This window comes from uncultured Arthrobacter sp. (assembly GCF_902805515.1).
Lineage (GTDB): Bacteria > Actinomycetota > Actinomycetes > Actinomycetales > Micrococcaceae > Arthrobacter_D.
Genome location: NZ_CADCTE010000041.1, coordinates 1 through 16,125, shown reverse-complemented (window position 1 = coordinate 16,125; position 16,125 = coordinate 1). Strand labels below are relative to the sequence as shown.

At 63.1% G+C, this 16,125-nt stretch carries 16 protein-coding genes, 1 pseudogene and 2 riboswitches; of the genes and pseudogenes, 16 read left to right on the top strand and 1 reads right to left on the bottom strand.

Translation table 11 applies throughout. The features are described from left to right. The 6 genes and pseudogenes from QZX79_RS03595 to QZX79_RS03570 all read left to right on the top strand — a co-directional run. On the top strand, positions 1-636 hold a 636-nt coding region (locus QZX79_RS03595), incomplete at its 5' end, for a twin-arginine translocase subunit TatC (RefSeq protein ID WP_294564766.1). Between the two features lie 139 nt (positions 637-775). After that, on the top strand, positions 776-1,297 hold the full coding sequence (locus QZX79_RS03590; RefSeq protein ID WP_294564764.1) for a twin-arginine translocase TatA/TatE family subunit: 522 nt from the start codon (positions 776-778) through the stop codon (positions 1,295-1,297). Positions 1,298-1,545: 248 nt separating this feature from the next. Then, on the top strand, positions 1,546-2,391 hold the full coding sequence (locus QZX79_RS03585) for a class F sortase (RefSeq protein WP_366484668.1): 846 nt from the start codon (positions 1,546-1,548) through the stop codon (positions 2,389-2,391). Positions 2,392-2,490: 99 nt separating this feature from the next. Further along, positions 2,491-3,645: a ferritin-like domain-containing protein gene (locus tag QZX79_RS03580; protein WP_294564757.1), complete on the top strand. Its 1,155-nt coding sequence runs from the start codon at positions 2,491-2,493 to the stop codon at positions 3,643-3,645. Positions 3,646-4,079: 434 nt separating this feature from the next. Beyond that, positions 4,080-4,376 (top strand): hypothetical protein, encoded by a 297-nt coding sequence (locus QZX79_RS03575; protein WP_294564754.1) that lies wholly within the window; start codon positions 4,080-4,082, stop codon positions 4,374-4,376. 104 nt (positions 4,377-4,480) lie between these two features. Then, positions 4,481-5,732, top strand: a pseudogene (locus QZX79_RS03570) (IS256 family transposase). Positions 5,733-6,210: 478 nt separating this feature from the next. Here the strand turns inward: QZX79_RS03570 and QZX79_RS03565 are convergent. Next, positions 6,211-6,978, bottom strand: a complete 768-nt coding sequence (locus QZX79_RS03565) for a 3-oxoacyl-ACP reductase (protein WP_294564751.1) — start codon at positions 6,976-6,978, stop codon at positions 6,211-6,213. A gap of 46 nt (positions 6,979-7,024) precedes the next feature. Then, positions 7,025-7,120: riboswitch (TPP riboswitch) on the bottom strand. 693 nt (positions 7,121-7,813) lie between these two features. Continuing rightward, positions 7,814-7,916: riboswitch (TPP riboswitch) on the top strand. Between QZX79_RS03565 and thiM the strand changes: the two genes are divergently transcribed. The 10 genes from thiM to QZX79_RS03515 all read left to right on the top strand — a co-directional run bounded on the left by thiM (position 7,899) and on the right by QZX79_RS03515 (position 15,519). Beyond that, a complete protein-coding gene (gene thiM, locus QZX79_RS03560) occupies positions 7,899-8,741 on the top strand; it encodes a hydroxyethylthiazole kinase (RefSeq protein ID WP_294564748.1) in 843 nt (280 codons plus the stop codon). It overlaps the preceding riboswitch by 18 nt. After that, positions 8,738-9,409 carry a thiamine phosphate synthase gene (thiE, locus tag QZX79_RS03555; RefSeq protein ID WP_294564745.1) on the top strand — a complete coding sequence of 224 codons (672 nt, stop codon included), beginning with the start codon at positions 8,738-8,740 and terminating at the stop codon, positions 9,407-9,409. The genes thiM and thiE overlap by 4 nt, the downstream gene beginning before the upstream one ends. Next, positions 9,397-10,305, top strand: a complete 909-nt coding sequence (thiD, locus tag QZX79_RS03550; protein WP_366484667.1) for a bifunctional hydroxymethylpyrimidine kinase/phosphomethylpyrimidine kinase — start codon at positions 9,397-9,399, stop codon at positions 10,303-10,305. The genes thiE and thiD overlap by 13 nt, the downstream gene beginning before the upstream one ends. Positions 10,306-10,764: 459 nt before the next feature. Beyond that, the gene (locus QZX79_RS03545) at positions 10,765-11,715 is read left to right on the top strand and encodes a CPBP family intramembrane glutamic endopeptidase (RefSeq protein WP_294564742.1); all 951 of its coding nucleotides are present in this window, start codon (positions 10,765-10,767) and stop codon (positions 11,713-11,715) included. A gap of 39 nt (positions 11,716-11,754) precedes the next feature. Continuing rightward, complete coding sequence (locus tag QZX79_RS03540; protein WP_294564739.1) at positions 11,755-12,669, top strand: CPBP family intramembrane glutamic endopeptidase; 915 nt, start codon at positions 11,755-11,757, stop codon at positions 12,667-12,669. A gap of 24 nt (positions 12,670-12,693) precedes the next feature. Next, on the top strand, positions 12,694-13,155 hold the full coding sequence (locus QZX79_RS03535; protein WP_294564736.1) for a hypothetical protein: 462 nt from the start codon (positions 12,694-12,696) through the stop codon (positions 13,153-13,155). A 474-nt stretch (positions 13,156-13,629) separates the two neighbouring features. Next, positions 13,630-14,142 carry a DUF6308 family protein gene (locus QZX79_RS03530; protein ID WP_294564734.1) on the top strand — a complete coding sequence of 171 codons (513 nt, stop codon included), beginning with the start codon at positions 13,630-13,632 and terminating at the stop codon, positions 14,140-14,142. A 242-nt stretch (positions 14,143-14,384) separates the two neighbouring features. Then, the gene (locus QZX79_RS03525) at positions 14,385-14,978 is read left to right on the top strand and encodes a helix-turn-helix domain-containing protein (RefSeq protein ID WP_294564731.1); all 594 of its coding nucleotides are present in this window, start codon (positions 14,385-14,387) and stop codon (positions 14,976-14,978) included. Continuing rightward, entirely contained in the window at positions 14,959-15,192 is a 234-nt protein-coding gene (locus QZX79_RS03520) for a DUF6036 family nucleotidyltransferase (RefSeq protein ID WP_294564729.1), read from the top strand. The genes QZX79_RS03525 and QZX79_RS03520 overlap by 20 nt, the downstream gene beginning before the upstream one ends. A 63-nt stretch (positions 15,193-15,255) precedes the next feature. Next, positions 15,256-15,519: a hypothetical protein gene (locus tag QZX79_RS03515; protein ID WP_294564726.1), complete on the top strand. Its 264-nt coding sequence runs from the start codon at positions 15,256-15,258 to the stop codon at positions 15,517-15,519. Positions 15,520-16,125: the final 606 nt, after the last annotated feature.

The following is a 16,125-nucleotide window of genomic DNA, read 5'->3' as shown; positions in this document are numbered from 1 at the left end:
AACCGGACCGCTGCGCTGAACTTCGACGCTGTGGCCTCTCCCTTCGATTTGATGATCCAGGTCTCCGTGTTCCTCGGGATCGTCATCTCCAGCCCCGTGTGGCTGTATCAGCTGTGGGCTTTCATCACGCCCGGCTTAAGAACCAAAGAGCGCCGCGTCGCCCTGACCTTCATTGCAGTCGCTGTCCCGCTGTTCTTCTCAGGGATCTTCCTGGCATGGTTGATCCTTCCCAACGCTGTGCGGGTGTTAACGGACTTCACCCCTGGCGGTTTCTCGAACATCATCACCGTCACGGTGTTCATCGCTTTCCTGCTGCGCCTGATGCTGGCTTTCGGGATAGCCTTCCTCCTGCCCGTCATCCTGGTCGGTCTGAACATGGTCGGAATCATCACCGGCAGGCAGGTCCTAAAGGCATGGCGGATCACCTTTTTCCTGATCTGCCTCTTCGCAGCCATGGCCGCACCCGGAGCGGACGCAATGAGCATGTTCTACCTCGCGGCCCCCATGCTGCTGCTGTTCTGCGTGGCCATCGGGATATGCCTTCTGAACGACAAAAGGCGTGCACGACGCCACGCCGCACGGCAGGCCCACCTCGATCTGACCGCGGACACGGCGTCCGTCATCGACGGAATCTGACACTGCCAGCCACTGTCAACACCCCCACCGCGTGTGATGCCCTGACAAGGGCCCGAACGGGGGTTGTCCGCCGAGGTGAATCCTCTGCCCCCGGTCGTTTCCGGTGTGCAAGGAGAATCGTCGCTGTAGTCTTCTCACCATGCTGGGTATCAACGGTCTCGAACTGATAGTCCTGGTCGTTTTGGGTGTGCTCATTCTGGGGCCCGAGCGATTACCGGAATACGCTGCGCAACTCGGTCAACTGGTCAGGAATCTGCGCAGGATGGCCAACGGGGCCCGCGAGCAGCTGCGCGAGGAGATGGGCCCTGAACTTGACGACGTGGACTGGCGCAAACTCGATCCCCGGCAATACGATCCGCGACGGATCATCAAAGACGCCCTCACCGAGGAGTTCAGCGAAACACTCACCGGGCCACCCTCGACGCCCACGACCCCGCACACAGGAGCGTCAGCAGTGCCGGCACCGGCACTGCAGCAACCGGAGGGTCCGGCCGAACCCGATGCCGGGAAGGTCGGCCGGCGCGAGACCCCGAGCCCCGTATCGCACCCTGCAGATGAGTCCCCGGCGGCTCCTGCCCCGCCGGTGCCAGCTGCGCCAGCTATGCCGGCAGAATCCGATCGAGGTGTAGAAGCATCGACCCTTTCAGGGGATGCCCGGTGATGCACCCGTCCAGGGCGTCGGTTTTTATAAGCTCCGGCGGAGCAATCGCTCATGACGACACAGGACCGTAGAGCGGATTCCTGAGGTGCCGTCGTTGATCAAGCGTGTATCGACAGGCGGAATTCCCCGCACTACTGTCAGAGGTCAGAACTGCACCACGGATCCCCGCTCATCGATGTGGCTTTGGCCGTCATCATTACCTTGAAGCGGACGATTCCACCGACGGAAAGAGCGGGCCAGGGCCTTAGATGCGACACAGCTCCAGAGGGATGCGACACCGCGGCGCCGTGAGCGGCGCCCCGCGCACCAGCCGGCTCTTCACCGGTGTGGCCGCGGCCTTTCTGGTGGGCGGCGTGGCGACAGCCGGAGTGGGGCTCTCAAGCGAGGCGGCATCCAATGCGGTTGCCTACCGCGGTGATGTTGAACCCTCCGCCGCCCCGGCCGCCGCCGCCCCGATAAGGGAAGAGGCCACCGCACAAGCGCAAACCCCGGCCCCGCCGGACACATCACCTGGAACCAGCCCGGGCGCCGCTGAACCCTCCAGCGTTCCCGCCCCTGCAGCGGCTCCTGTTCCTTCCGCAACGCCCGGCAAGGACGCCACCGCCACGTCGGTCCTCGGGCCGGTTCTGCCACCCTCAGCGCCTGTCACTCTTGATATAGGCATCATCGGTGTCACCTCCACACTGATGGATCTTGGCTTGGAGGCCGACGGGACAGTGTCCGTTCCGCCAGGAGATGCCGATTCTCCCGCCGGGTGGTACAAGAACTCCCCGACTCCGGGTGAGCTGGGATCCTCGGTCATCCTCGGACACGTGAACTCGACCCAGACCGGTGTGGGCGTGTTCTACCGGCTCCATGAGCTCACCGACACCGATCAGGTCTCGGTGACCCGTGCGGACGGGACGATTGCCGTGTTCCAGGTGTACCGGGTGGACACCTACGATAAGGCCTCGTTTCCTTCGGTGGAGGTCTACGGGCAGGCGGACCGCGCGGAGCTTCGACTCATTACCTGCGGTGGATTCGATCCGTCAACGGGGGAGTTCAATCAAAACGTCGTCGCCTACGCGCACCTGATCTCTTCCCACCGCGGCTGATGCGGGATTTTTAATTTCACTAAAAGTCAGGCTGAACTCTTGTCATATCCTGTGTGACGCGTGAGGATCAGGAGTACGCGAAGGTTGTTTCATCCCTTTATGGTTTCTAACGAACGGTCGGTGCTGGTCATGTTCGATAAAAGTTTTATTGCCAAAGCTATTTCCCGAAGCGCCGAAAATGCGGTGGATCGCCGCCGCTTCTTCCAGACCGCTGGAATCGCCGGCCTCGGAGTGAGTTCCGCGGCGATGCTCGCCTCAGCGGCTCCGGCCAGCGCCCAGCCCGCGGACATGCAGGGCCCCAGCGATTCCGCGATCCTGAACTTCGCCTTGAACCTGGAATACCTTGAGGCCGAGTTTTACCTGCGGGCCATTGACGGCCAGGGGTTGTCCTCGGATCTGATCGGTGGAACAGGGACCCCCGGTGATGTCACCGGAGGACACGCTGTGCCGTTCAAAACAAAGAAGATCGAGCAGTACGCCCGGGAAATCGCCGCTGACGAAAAAGCACACGTCGCTTTCCTTCGCACCGCCCTGGGCGGTGCCGCGGTGTCCCGCCCGGCCATCGACATCGGCGCGAGCTTCACCGCAGCAGCCGTGGCTGCCGGGCTGATCAAAGAAGGCGAACCGTTCGATGTCTACGAGAGCGAAGAAAACTTCCTCCTGGGCGCTTTCATCTTCGAAGATGTCGGAGTCACCGCCTACAAGGGCGCCGCCCCCCTGATCACCAACAAGACGTTCCTGGACGCAGCCGCCGGCATCCTCGCGGTCGAGGCGTATCACTCAGGGATCATCAGGACCACGCTCTCCGGACTCGATCTTATCGCCCCCACTGTGGCGATCTCGGATCTTCGCGACAGCGTCGACGGACCAGAAGACATCGATCAGCCCATCGTGCTCAACGACACCGCGAACCTGGTGCCCACCGACGCCAATGGTCTCGCCTTCAGCCGCACCCCGGGCCAGGTCCTGAACATTGTCTACCTGACCCCGGATTCCGTGCGCTCCGGCGGGTTCTTCCCCAACGGTGTCAACGGCGAACTCAACGGCAGCGGAAACCTCCCAGCACAGCCCGGCGGATCCATGCCATCAGGTGCACCCGGGACCGGTATCGAAGGAACAAACACCGGCGGACCCGACATGGGCCTGATCGGCCTCGGCGGCGGAGTGGCCCTTGCCGCAGGTGCCGCGATCGCCGTTCACCACAACAAGAGCGCAAAGACCGCTGGCGAACCAGCAGCGACACCGGCCGAATAGCCCCGTCACTGACAGATGGTCATCACCGCCAGATCCCACGGCAGGTGATGACCATCTGTCGTTTCACCACATCAACCTCCGGCGCCCCAAAGCCAACACGGCGGCAACCTGAAAAACCCCATTCCTCCGGTTAGGGCCCCACCGCTGTGCGACGGCAGGAGCCCTAACCGGAGCTGCAGCACCGCACACCATCGCCCCGACCCGGACCCGTTCACGATGAACCCAGCCCAAAGACCCAAGGTTCTTTCCGCGCCCGGGCGTGCACAGCCAGCGCTGACCGCACCACTACAGATCACACCACTACAGATCACACCACTACAGATCGCATCACTGCCGATCTGAGCGGCCTTCCTCCCCCGGGGCAGGAAACACACGCAGGCAGCACCGTGGAGTGTTCCGCCCACGCTGTATGCGCCTCCTGGAAGGATCAAGGGATGTCCGTCGGTGACCCGGCATCAATGCAGCGGCAGGCAGATGCCGGCACCCCCGGAACCGGTATGACCCCCCTGAAGGAACTCGAAGCGGTCCGGTCCAGCCTGGCCGCCGAGGTCCTGACAATCTTGGACTCATCCGCTGTAGACGCTGAGGAGCGAACCCCGCCAGCGCCGCCCCCACCACCACCGATCCAAACACTTCTATGCGCCGCCATCGCCGACTTGCAGGAAATCGACGACCAGCTCCACAGGCTTCGCATACTCGCAGGTACCGACAACCCGCCTGACACACCCTAGGGAACGCCCCCGCCGGGGACTGTAAGAAAAACGGTGTATGAGGGTTCGGCCCGATCCGAGAGGAGATGGCCGTGAACGACTTCACGACCGAAGCAATAGAGGCGATGATCGATCCTGTGACCGGAGAGATCATCGACCAGAAGGACCTTGCCCAACGGGTGCTCGCCCAGGCCAGGGAGCAGGGCGTGAGCCTTGTCGGCCCCGGCGGGCTGCTGAACCAGCTGACCAAGAACGTCCTCGAGACCGCCCTGGAGGCGGAGCTGACCGAACACCTTAGGCACGAGCACGGGCAGACGCCGATCGCGGAGTACATGCGCAACGGGACCCGGGTGAAGACGGTGCTGACCGAGATCGGCCCGGTCCAGATCGAGGTACCCCGGGACGGGGACGGGTCGTTCGAGCCGGTGATCGTGCCCAAGCGGAAACGACGCCTGGACGGCATTGATCAGGTCGTGCTCTCGCTGTCCGCCCGGGGGCTGACCACCGGGGAAATCGCGGCGCATTTCGAGGAGGTCTACGGGGCGAAGGTTTCCAGGGACGCCATCAGCCGGATCACGGAGAAGGTCGCCGGCGAGATGGCTGAGTGGTCCTCCCGGCCTCTGGATCCGCTTTACCCGGTGCTCTTCGTCGATGCGATCGTGGTGAAAGTCCGTTACGGGCAGGTGCGCAACATCCCGTTCTACGTCGTCATGGGTGTCACCACGAACGGAGAGCGGGAGATCCTTGGGATATGGGCCGGCGACGGGGGTGAAGGTGCCAGGTTCTGGCTGCAGGTCTTCTCCGAGTTGAAGAACCGAGGCGTCGAAGACGTGTTCATCGCCGTGTGTGATGGCCTGAAAGGGCTGCCCGAGGCGGTCAACACGGCCTGGGAGCGGACGGTCGTGCAGCAGTGCATCGCGCACCTGATCCGCAACAGCTTCCGCTACGCCGGCCGCCAACACCGCGACGGGATCGTGAAGGCGCTCAAGCCCGTCTACACGGCACCGAGCGAGGCCGCGGCGAAAGACCGGTTCACGGAGTTCACGGCAGAGTGGGGCCAGCGGTCTCCGGCGATCGTGAAGCTCTGGGAGAGCTCGTGGGCTTCAGTTCGTGCCGTTCCTCGAATACGACGTGGAGATCCGCCGGGTCATCTGCACGACCAACGCCATCGAGTCGATCAACGGCCGCTACCGCCGAGCCGTCAGAGCCAGGGGGCACTTCCCCGACGAGGCGGCGGCACTAAAATGCCTGTATCTCGTGACTCGGTCCCTTGACCCGACCGCCGGCGGCAGAGCACGCTGGGTGATCAGGTGGAAACCCGCCCTCAACGCGTTCGCGATTACCTTCGCCGGACGGTTCGAAAGAACCAGCCACTAATGAAAACCGGCGGACTCCACACACCGTTTATCGGACAGTCCCCCCGCCGCAAAAATCGATTGTGTCAGCACCTGGCCAGCTCTGATGACTCCACAAGTGCCCGGGAAGATTGCGCTGCCGATCACGGTGCTCCGAATTCCCAGGCAGTTCCGCGATGCCCGGAAGCCCAGAAGTGACGGTGACTGAGTCCCAGGCCTGGCAGGTCACCTTGCGTACGTGGTTCCCCTTTGCAGTGAACTCGGGGTACTTCGAGATCAGCGGAACTGCGTCAACGAACGACCGTTTATCGGACAGTCCCCGGATGTAACAGCGGGAACGCGCTGAGTTCAAACGTTCACGGCGGGGTCGTCTGGCCGTGCTGGTGCTTGTCATTCCACGTGCGTTCCAGCACCGCAGCATGGGGCACCCGAACTGATTGTGGGCGTTTGGTGGGCTTACTGATGCCCTGAAACGGGCGCGGCGCTGGTTTCTTCTCGGACTAGTCCATGACGAGGCCGCCGTCGACTACCAGGTTCTGACCAGTGACTGACCGTGCCCAGGGTGAGGCGAAGAAGAGGACTGCGTCTGCGAACTCGTGCGGGGTGGTGACACGTCCTAGGGGCGTGGAGGTAGCGATGAGGTCAAAGACCTCTTCGGGGGTCGCTGCGCTGGCGTCGGTGGTGCGCAGCAGGCCGCCGGAGACCATATTCACTGTCACGTTGTGCTGGCCCAGGTCCTTGGCCAAGGTTCGGGTCAGCGAGAGTAGGGCCGCTTTGGCCGCGGTGTAGTCGTGGTAGGGCACTACAGGGTTCTGGAACAAGTTCGTGCCGATGTTGATGATCCGCCCGGACCCTTGTTCCCGCATTCCGGGCAGAGCGGCTTGGATGGTGTTCAGGGCTCCCCGGACGCTCCCGGAGAACTGGGCGGCGAATGCGTCCCAACCGATTTCTGCTGCGGGCGTGCGGGCGTCTCCGTTGAAGGAGAAGGGGGCCAGGGCATTGTTGACCACGGTGGTGACCGGGGAGCCGAAGTGTTCTTGTGCGTGCTTGAGCATGGTGTGTACTTGCTCGGGATTGGTGACATCTGCTTCCAGCGCTACGGCCTGTGAGGGACCGATACAAGTTGATAGTTCCTGGGCGCTGTCGCGGCTGGTGCGGTAGTTGATGACCACCCGTGCGCCTTCGGCGGCGAAGGCTTCGACGATCCTGGCGCCGAGTCCTCGGCCGCCGCCGGTGATCAACACGATCTGTTCTATGAGTTGCGTCAAGGGACTTCCCCGGAGTCAGGGCGACGGAATGCGTAACCGACACCCGAAGGTGCTGGGAGGACATCCCTTCGCCAGTTCGAACTGGATCAGGTTCAACGGGTGTCATCTCAGCCAGTCACAACCGGCACCCCGTGTCACTATTCCCACAGTAAACCCCGGCTGGCTGAGACGGGGTTGGGCGGCCCGGCTGGACGGGGTGGATTCTAACGATTGTGGCACCGCGGGGGTGGCTTGCGGGCTTGTTGTGGCGCGACTCATGTGCGTTCTTGAACGAGCAACGCCTGCGCAGGTTTTTCCTGGCTGATCCGGGTACACCGACTTGTGTTTTGCATGGGAGTGACAGTGCCTTCGGAGTCTCGTCGGTGCACGCTTGGGAGGGGCTTTCCCGAGGGTGGGTCGGCGCAGGTTTAGATCGGGCTGGTGCTGTCGGTGAGGAGGGGGCGAAAGCAGTTAAGTAGCGACCAAGAGGCGCGCCGAAAAGAATTGGTGTTTTGGATACAACGTTGAAGAGCAGTAGAAGATTTTTTTGCCGGTAGGGCAGGAAGGCTCGGGCGAACCCGGCACCCAGGGACCAGGGACGTGTCGTGCAGGAGAAGGTGTGGGTGGTTGTGTCCGCGTTGTCCGGGGTCGGTGCTGCTTTGGGTCCTGAATACGGCTGGGTCTTCGTCGGGCGGTGCACGGGAGGAGGTGAGTTCCTTGATCGCGGTCATCGTGCGGTTGGGACGTGTTTTGAGCCGCGGGCCATCGTGTCCTTCGGCTGGCTCTGACCGGAGTCGAGTGCCATTCCACAAGTTGCTGCTGTCGACTGCGCTGTACCTGGAGACGCTAAGGTGGCAGTAGTGACACGGGGTGCTGCCCGCCAATGGTGCAGCTGAGAATCGATACCCGTTGAACCTGATCTAGTTCGAACTAGCGAAGGGATGTCGCGGATGGCTATTCGCTATACATCATCGGATTGTGCCGCACTGCTCGAGGAGTTGAGGGCCCGAAGCCCTCTGGTGCAGAGCATCACCAACGCCGTGGTGACCAACTTCACCGCGAATGTCCTGCTCGCCGTAGGGGCATCTCCGGCAATGGTGGACATACCCGAGGAGGCCGGACAATTCGCGTCCGTAGCCTCGGGGGTCCTAATTAATTTGGGCACTCCGGGGCAGGAGCAACAAACGGCGATGGTCGAAGCCGTGCAGGCCGCCAATGCTGCCGGAACACCATGGGTCCTGGATCCCGTGGCGGTCGGTTCTCTGACTGTCCGCACGGAGCTGGCCCACCAGCTCGTCACGCAACGCCCGCACATCATCCGCGGCAACGCCTCGGAGATCATGGCGCTGGCCGGGGTGGGTGCCGGGGGCCGGGGAGTGGATTCGACCGAGGACCCTCTGTCCGCTCTCGAGGCCGCACAGCATTTGGCTGGCTCCAGCGGGTCGGCGGTGGCGGTATCGGGTGCGGTGGATCTGCTCGTCGGACACGGCGGACAAATGATTGGCGTGGCCAACGGGCACGCCCTGCTGACCCGGGTCACAGGTGGTGGGTGCGCCCTCGGTGCTGTGATGGCCGCCTTCGCGTCATTGACCGATGATGCGCTTATAGCAGCGACAGCGGCCACCGGCGTTTACACCATTGCCGCGGAGCAGGCCGCGGAGCAGGCATACGGCCCGGGGAGCTTTGCGGTGGGCTTCCTCGACAGTCTTGCGCGCATCGGGCCCGATGACGTCCTCAAGACGCTGGACCTCCGTCCTGTCGATGCGCCGGGCCACGCACGGTGAACCGGCGTGATTTCAGGGCAGACCCGAGGCAACATCTGCCGCTGTACCTGGTGACTGATACGGCGCAGTGCAGCCCACGGACCGTTGCCGCTGTCGCCGCCGAGGCGGTCGCAGGAGGTGCCACGATGGTTCAGGTACGGGACAAGGAAGCCTCCGCCCGGGACCTGCTGAACCTGCTCGTGACTGTCGCGGATTCCGTCGGAGCCAAGGTCCCGGTGCTGGTCGACGACCGGGTGGATATTTTCCTGGCGGCACGGGCGGCAGGAGCGCAGGTAGCCGGGGTGCACGTCGGTCAGTCCGACCTGCCGGCGCATTCCGTCCGAGCCCTGGTAGGACCGGAAACCATCGTCGGTCTGAGCGCGGCAACCAGCACCGAGATCGAAACTGCGCACAGGTTACCCGAGGGGACAGTGGACTACTTGGGGGTCGGTGCCATTTTCGCGACCGCCACCAAACCCGATCATCCCGAACCATTGGGAATCAGCGGTTTCGGCGCCCTTACTGCCTCCTGTTCCCTGCCCTGCGTGGCCATCGGTGGAATCAGTGGCGCTGATATACGCCCCTTGCGGGATGCCGGTGCCGCTGGGGTGGCCGTCGTATCGGCAGTGTGCGCTGCCGATGATCCTCGATCCGCGGCCGAAGCATTGAAGGCGGAATGGTGTTCCTAGGTGACCTGACCCTGCGCGATGTTCCCCGCGTCCTCAGTATCGCCGGGACCGATCCGACCGGTGGAGCCGGTATCCAGGCCGACCTGAAAAGCATTGCCGCACTCGGCGGGTACGGAATGGCGGCGGTCACATCCCTGGTGGCGCAGAACACGCGCGGCGTCCGATCCGTGCACACCCCGCCACCACAGTTCCTCAAAGAACAACTCGACGCGGTCAGTGATGATGTGAGGATCGATGCGGTGAAGATCGGCATGCTGGGAAACGTTGCGACCATCACCGTTGTCCGGGAGTGGCTCGAGCGGGTGCGGCCGCCTTTGGTGGTGCTGGACCCCGTCATGATTGCCACCAGCGGGGACCGGCTCCTGGCCTCCGACGCCGAAGCCGCGTTGCGGGAGCTGGTCGGCAGGGCGCACCTGGTCACCCCCAACCTTCCCGAACTCGCTGTTCTGGTGAACGCCCCAATCAGCGCACAGTGGCCGGCCGCTCTTGACCAAGCCAGCCAACTGTCCAGGGCCGCAGAAACGGTGGTACTCGTCAAGGGCGGCCACCTGGACACAGACGTGAGCCCAGACGCACTCGTGGATACCTCCAGGCGGTTGGAAAGCGCAGAACGCGGGGAGGTCTTCGAAGTTATCACCCCCCGGGTGAACACCAAGAATACGCACGGAACCGGATGTTCACTGTCCTCCGCCATCGCCACCATGATGGCACGGACCGGCGACTGGACGGTAGCGCTTTCCCAGACCAAAGATTGGCTCCAGGACGCCCTTACCAACGCCGATGAATTGCAGGTTGGGCAAGGCAACGGACCCATTAACCACTTCCACCAACTGTGGGCGAAAGCGCACATCCTGCCGGGCAGCCAGAACAGCAGGACAAATCAGGAATACGGATAAGGGGATCTGAATCAGGAAAGGCGGCATGCCCCGTTGGCTTCCGGGCAGTGAGTCCGCAGATAAGCACCAGGGTCCCGGCGAGAACCAGCAATACGGCGACTGCTCCACGAACAACACCACGCCAATCGTCCTCACGGCGGACGCTTGAGTGCGTCTCGAAAAAGGATCCTTCCACCGGACGACGTACTTGGATGAACTACTCAGGCTGTGGAGTCGATGGAGCCGGAGGAACCGTGGAACTGAGAACACCTACTTCTAAGCCGGACCAGAAGTAGTTGCTGTGCCGGCGGTGTAGGTGAGGTCGGTGGGGGTGTCGGCTTGGTCATGATGTTCCTGGCTTTTCCGAGCGGATGTGTTGCTGGAGGCTGCACACCTGGTGGTTCGTAGCCGTGGCTCCGGGATGCGCTTAGGCTGGATCGCATCCGCCTCTACTTCAGGGGTCTATCTGCGGGGGCAGTGATGGCACAGGTCGAGTCGGGTTGGGTTCGGTTCTGGAATCAGGGCACGTGGTGGAAAGCGCTCTTGCTCGTGGCCGTTTATTGGGTGGTGTACGAGCTTCTCGGACGAGGGATCGCCGCGGTATTCGGAGATGTCATCGACGAAGCGAATCCCCTCGCCGATGCGATGAGCGTCCTTTTGGGTATGGCTCTTCCCATCGTCTTGGCGGGCTTGCTGCTGTTTGGCTTCGCGCGGTCGTTGGGCTGGACCCGCGAACTTTTCGGGCCCCAGCCCGTTCGGGGCCGCGGGTGGATGTGGCTGGCCGTGGCGCTGATCATCGTTCCGATCCTGATGCGGCTCATTGCCACGAACTGGTCGGCGTACTCCGTCACGCTCGTGCTGAGCATCCTGTTGTTGGGGCTTTGTGTGGGTTTCACTGAGGAACTGGCTACCCGGGGCCTGGTCGTCACGATGATCCGCCGCGGCGGACACAGTGAGCGCCTGGCATTCATGCTCTCGTCCCTGTTCTTCGCACTGCTCCATGTCGGCAACATCCTCTCGGGGCAAGCGCCAGCCCTGGTCCTGGTCACCGTGATCTACACCTTTGGGTTCGGCGCGATGATGTACCTTTCAATGCGGGTCACCGGCCGTCTGGTGTGGGCGATGCTGCTGCATGCCGCGACCGACCCGACGACCATCCTCGCCACCGGCGGGATAGACGCTCATTCCCATACCGAAGGCGCCGGCGGCCTGATCGCCCTCGCCGGTCTTTTCAACTTCCTCTACATCCTCTTCGGCCTCATCGCCGTGTTCATCGTCCGCGAGCATTCCCATCGAAACCGGACCGATCGAAGCAATATTAAGCCCAGATCCTTCCACGCACGCTCACATGGAAACCGTCGAGGTCCTGCTGGACCGGGAGTCGATCACCACGAAGGCGATGCCTCCCCCAACACGTCAGCACGCCACTGATCAGGGTTTCCTCCCTGAGATGGGCAGATTCGGAGTCTCATGAACCCGCGCGCCTCTTCACCCCACACACCGGATGCCGCAGCAGGAATGTCGGCAGGCCAGCCGCGCAACGACCGAATACCCCGTCGTGTCTGGATCGGCCTGGTCGCTATCGCCGTGTATGTCCTGGTGGCAGTGGCCGGGTCGAACGCCGTGAGCGCGGCTCTACCCGTGGGTGACCCCTTGATTCAGTTCACACTCAACGAGCTGATCTCCCTACCGATCCTCATCCTTGCGGGCCTGTATTTCGTGCGGCGTTCCGGCTGGGGCCGGGACGTCTGGCGAGAACGCCCCACGCTGACGATGACTCCACGCAGATGGTGGCTGGTGTCCATCCCGGTCCTGTTCCTGCTCATGCAGCTCCTGCGAATCCCGGAGGTCCCGTGGGCCACGACCCCCGTCACGTCGTTGGGGTTGGTCGTCATGGCGGTGTTCGTCGTCGCCCTGGGTGAGGAACTGTTCTTCCGCGGGATACTGCTCACCTCAATCCGGGCACGTCATGGGGAGCTCGTCACCATGCTCACGACGTCCCTCCTGTTCGGATTGGCACACATTTTCGGCAGTCTCGAAGAGGGCGTCCCGGTCGCGGTCATCGCCCTGCAAGTCATGATCATCTCCATGACAGGAACACTGTTCTACTGGGCGCGTCGAGTCACCGGTACGCTGTGGGCGCCGATTCTCCTGCACTTCCTCGACGACTACATGGGCATCACCTCTGCCGGTGTCAGCAGCGCAGCACAGGCACTGACAACCGATAGCTCCGGCAGCTCCGACCTCGTCGGCGGCTTGCAAGTCATTTTGATCATCCTCTCGCTCTGCGCCATCATCAGCGCCGCTCGAGAAGACGCCCGCACCCGGAGACATGCCCGTGAAGCCAACAGCCCCGCCAGCACGCACATCCCGCACAAGGCATAAGCCACCACCACTGAAGGAGCCCGCATGGGAAAGCAGAACTACAGCACCGAGGAATGGCGAGTCGTCGGCGGTGCACCGTTCTACGCTGCAGCGTTCGTCGTGAGCTCAGCCAAACACCACGCCGCCGGCGCCATCCGGGACATGCTCACCTCCGCCAACGCCCTCCGCGTCCTGGAGCCCTCGACTCCACTCCTGGCCGCCGTGCAAGCCGACATGACCGGACCCAACGGAGACCCGGGCTCAACCAAGCACACACCCGAGAACATCCAACGACTCCGCGAACTACTCACCCAGGCCGCCGTCCTCGTCACCACACACGACCCGGAAGAAGCCGAGGCGTACAAGAAAGCTGTGCTCGACATCGCTACCACCGCAGCAGCCGCATCGAAGGACGGGATACTCGGCCTATCCGGTGAACGTATCAACGCCGACGAGCAAGCCGCCCTCACCGAACTAGAAGCGATTTTCACCATTAGCGCTACCTGACGCCGACCGGAGAAACCCTGCTCTTCCATCAAGCACTCACACGGTTCCAGGCCCCCGAAAATCGTCTCGTCAAAGGATCCTTTGACGGGATGGATCGCATGGCTCGGCGGCCAGTCAGCGAGCTCCGGAAGTGCCGAAGAAGTTGACGTCCGTCTCCTGTCTCAGCAATGTGTATCACTTCGAGTATTTTCAGCGAAGCCGAATAGAACCTTTGATGAGACCAAAGAGTGCAGGAGTAGGGCGCCTCGGATAGGGAGCGACGCTCTCCGGGGGCTGCAGCTCAAAATCCCGCGACCAGATCGAGCGACGGTAGCACTGGCGGCAGGTGAAGCGGCATGGGTCCTTCCGGGTTCGGAGTGTGGTCCCGGAGGGAACATGCGCTGATAAGCAAAATGCCTTCTCCCGCCACAGTCTGTGGCGCGATCGCAGCTATGGTGACGAGGGCGGATAGCCGCCGACAAATCAGGGGGAGCGATGTTGCACCAAATTCTGGCCGACACCAAGGAGGCCACCGCACACGTCAGGGACTACTACGTTCAGGACTACCGCCAAGGCCTGCCGCGGACCGGCGCCAGCTTTGACCAGTGGGCCGGCGGCGGGGACCGGCCGGACGCCGCGAACCAGCTGACCGCCGACGACTGCGTTGCGGTCTCCCTCTTGAGCGTCCAGGTGCCTCCGACGGCAGCGATCGGGCTGCTGCGCGATGAGAAGGCAAACGCCGACCGGCTGCTGTCCCTCATTCCGACGGATACCCGGATGTGCGATCTCGACGCCGAGGGTTACAAAGACCACCTGGGCCCGGCCAGCCCCGCGCACGAACTGTGGAATGTCATCACCCGGCAACGCGGTCAGAAATGGGAGATCGGTGCGACGACGGCGAGCAAGATCATGGCCAGAAAGAGGCCCCATCTGATTCCCATCGTGGACAAGGTCATCCGGGGCTTTGTTGGCCGGGGCACTACTGGCACGGCTGGTATGCGGCGCTGACCGACGACACCGGATTGCCGGAGCGTCTGGAGACCATCAAGCGGGATTCGGGCGCCGTCGAGCTTGGCTACGACCCCTCGCTCCTGCAGGTCATGGACATCATCCTGTGGCAGGAAGGGCGGTAGGCCAAGGCCCGGCGCCTGGCGGCCGATGCGGCAGGGGCCGCAGTCATGCTTCCCTGCTCCTCCATCGACGTTGACCCAAGCAGGGCCGATGTAACCGATCGGTGGCATGATTTGGGCATGGCTTCGACAGAACTGACGGCCGCCGCGCTCGGCCAGCGCGTCCGTGCAGCACGGAAGAACCGAGGCCTTATCCAGCAGGAGCTTGCCAGAGAGTGCGGGGTTTCCCGGAAGTTCATCGGGGAACTCGAGGCCGGCAAGGAGAATGCCTCCCTCGGGCTGACGCTGAAAGTGATCAACTTCCTCGACATCGACCTGAGCGCGAAGGGCCAGCAACGGCACCGCATCGACTTCGGCGCGCAGTTCGCGGACACCCTGGCGGCCCGGGATTACCCGTTCGCGCTGCGGCTCCTGGGCGAATACGCCAGCGCATCAATCACCGCTGGGCGCCCGGAAATGACCCGTGCACCGAAGATCGATGACGCCGAGTACCTGACCGCTCTTGCGGGCATCAACCGGTGGATCTCGCGGAAGACCGGATCAGCCACACCCTCGTGGGCGGCCCGCGCCAAGCCGTCAAGAACCCCGATCTTCCCGGCGGAGAGACTCCATCCCGTCGGCGACCGGATGAAGGATCTGATCCGGAAGGACACTCCAGCCGAGCTCGCTGAACTGAATGTCTGGATCCGTGAGCGTGACCTCGCGACGGTTTAGCAGCAGGGGCTTCCTGCGCGACGACGTCATAATGCTCCTCGAAGAGCTCGAATCCCGCCTGCTTACCCGGGGCGTCCAGCTGGACGTACAGATTGTCGGGGGAGCGGCGCTGCTCCTGCACGGGCTCCTGGACAGGGCGACCGGCGACATTGATGCTCAGTACGAGAACGCTGCCGTCGTGGACGAGGTGGTACAGGAGATGGCCGATGATTAAGGTCTGCCCGAGCGGTGGCTGAACTCCAACGCGGTCGCCTACCTGCCGAAGGAGACGTCTTGGATGGCCGGCCCGCCAGGATCATCGTCGGCGGTCCGGATTGCCGACCTGCGCTCACTGGCGGCGATGAAGCTTGCGGCCGAGCGCCAGAAAGACATCGAGGACCTCGGCCGGATCGCACGTGCCCCCGGTATCGACGACCCGGAGGAACTTGTCGACATCGCCTACTCCAAATACGGCGAAGATTCGATACCTCTGGCCGCCGGGCGCGAGAACTACCTGATCGTGGCCGAAGAGGCGATCCAGGCCGTTCAGGGCCAACCGTGAGAAAGTCCCGACGGGGTGCCCCGCCGGGGGTTTTCTACTACCGATCAGCGGGCGTAGTCGCGGCGACCGCGTCCTTCACGTGAAGCGCACCCATCGCGGTGCGGAAGTGATCACCAGTATCTGCACAGTATGGGCGGCGCGTCTCGAGCGTCGGGATGGCACCTGGCCGATTCGGCGGGCCGGGAGAATATGTCATGCAGTTGTCGGCCGCTCGGACTATGAAAGGTTCGAGGGGAGGTGACGGCTTGATGGAAAGTTTGGAGACCGTGCATGTCGTGCGGCGTGCCCGGGACTCGGTAACGAGCGCGGGCACCACCCGGTCACGGCCGCGGATGGATCTCTCCCGCAGGATCGGATAATTTACGGCAAAAAAGCGGCGCACCCTGTCAGTGCGGGGTGCGGCAGTCCTGGGGAAGGCCTTCGGTAGGCAAAAGCGGGGGTGTGGACAGTGTCCACACCTGGGGCCTCGGATCGGGTCGTACATCGGTCGGACTGGGCCGGATTCCGCATGTTTCCGAAGGAGCCCAGTATCCGCAACGCCTGGAGCCCGGTTCGAGTCCCACTTCGGGCACACGTTTCTCCTAGTCAAAGCCACTTTTGTTCTCT

Coding starts and splice junctions, on each gene's coding strand:
- QZX79_RS03590 (WP_294564764.1), top strand. CDS start 776: ATGCTGGGTATCAACGGTCTCGAACTGATAGTCCTGGTCGTTTTGGGT.
- QZX79_RS03585 (WP_366484668.1), top strand. CDS start 1,546: ATGCGACACAGCTCCAGAGGGATGCGACACCGCGGCGCCGTGAGCGGC.
- QZX79_RS03580 (WP_294564757.1), top strand. CDS start 2,491: ATGGTTTCTAACGAACGGTCGGTGCTGGTCATGTTCGATAAAAGTTTT.
- QZX79_RS03575 (WP_294564754.1), top strand. CDS start 4,080: ATGTCCGTCGGTGACCCGGCATCAATGCAGCGGCAGGCAGATGCCGGC.
- thiM (WP_294564748.1), top strand. CDS start 7,899: ATGTCGCGGATGGCTATTCGCTATACATCATCGGATTGTGCCGCACTG.
- thiD (WP_366484667.1), top strand. CDS start 9,397: ATGGTGTTCCTAGGTGACCTGACCCTGCGCGATGTTCCCCGCGTCCTC.
- QZX79_RS03545 (WP_294564742.1), top strand. CDS start 10,765: ATGGCACAGGTCGAGTCGGGTTGGGTTCGGTTCTGGAATCAGGGCACG.
- QZX79_RS03540 (WP_294564739.1), top strand. CDS start 11,755: ATGAACCCGCGCGCCTCTTCACCCCACACACCGGATGCCGCAGCAGGA.
- QZX79_RS03535 (WP_294564736.1), top strand. CDS start 12,694: ATGGGAAAGCAGAACTACAGCACCGAGGAATGGCGAGTCGTCGGCGGT.
- QZX79_RS03530 (WP_294564734.1), top strand. CDS start 13,630: ATGTTGCACCAAATTCTGGCCGACACCAAGGAGGCCACCGCACACGTC.
- QZX79_RS03525 (WP_294564731.1), top strand. CDS start 14,385: ATGGCTTCGACAGAACTGACGGCCGCCGCGCTCGGCCAGCGCGTCCGT.
- QZX79_RS03515 (WP_294564726.1), top strand. CDS start 15,256: ATGGCCGGCCCGCCAGGATCATCGTCGGCGGTCCGGATTGCCGACCTG.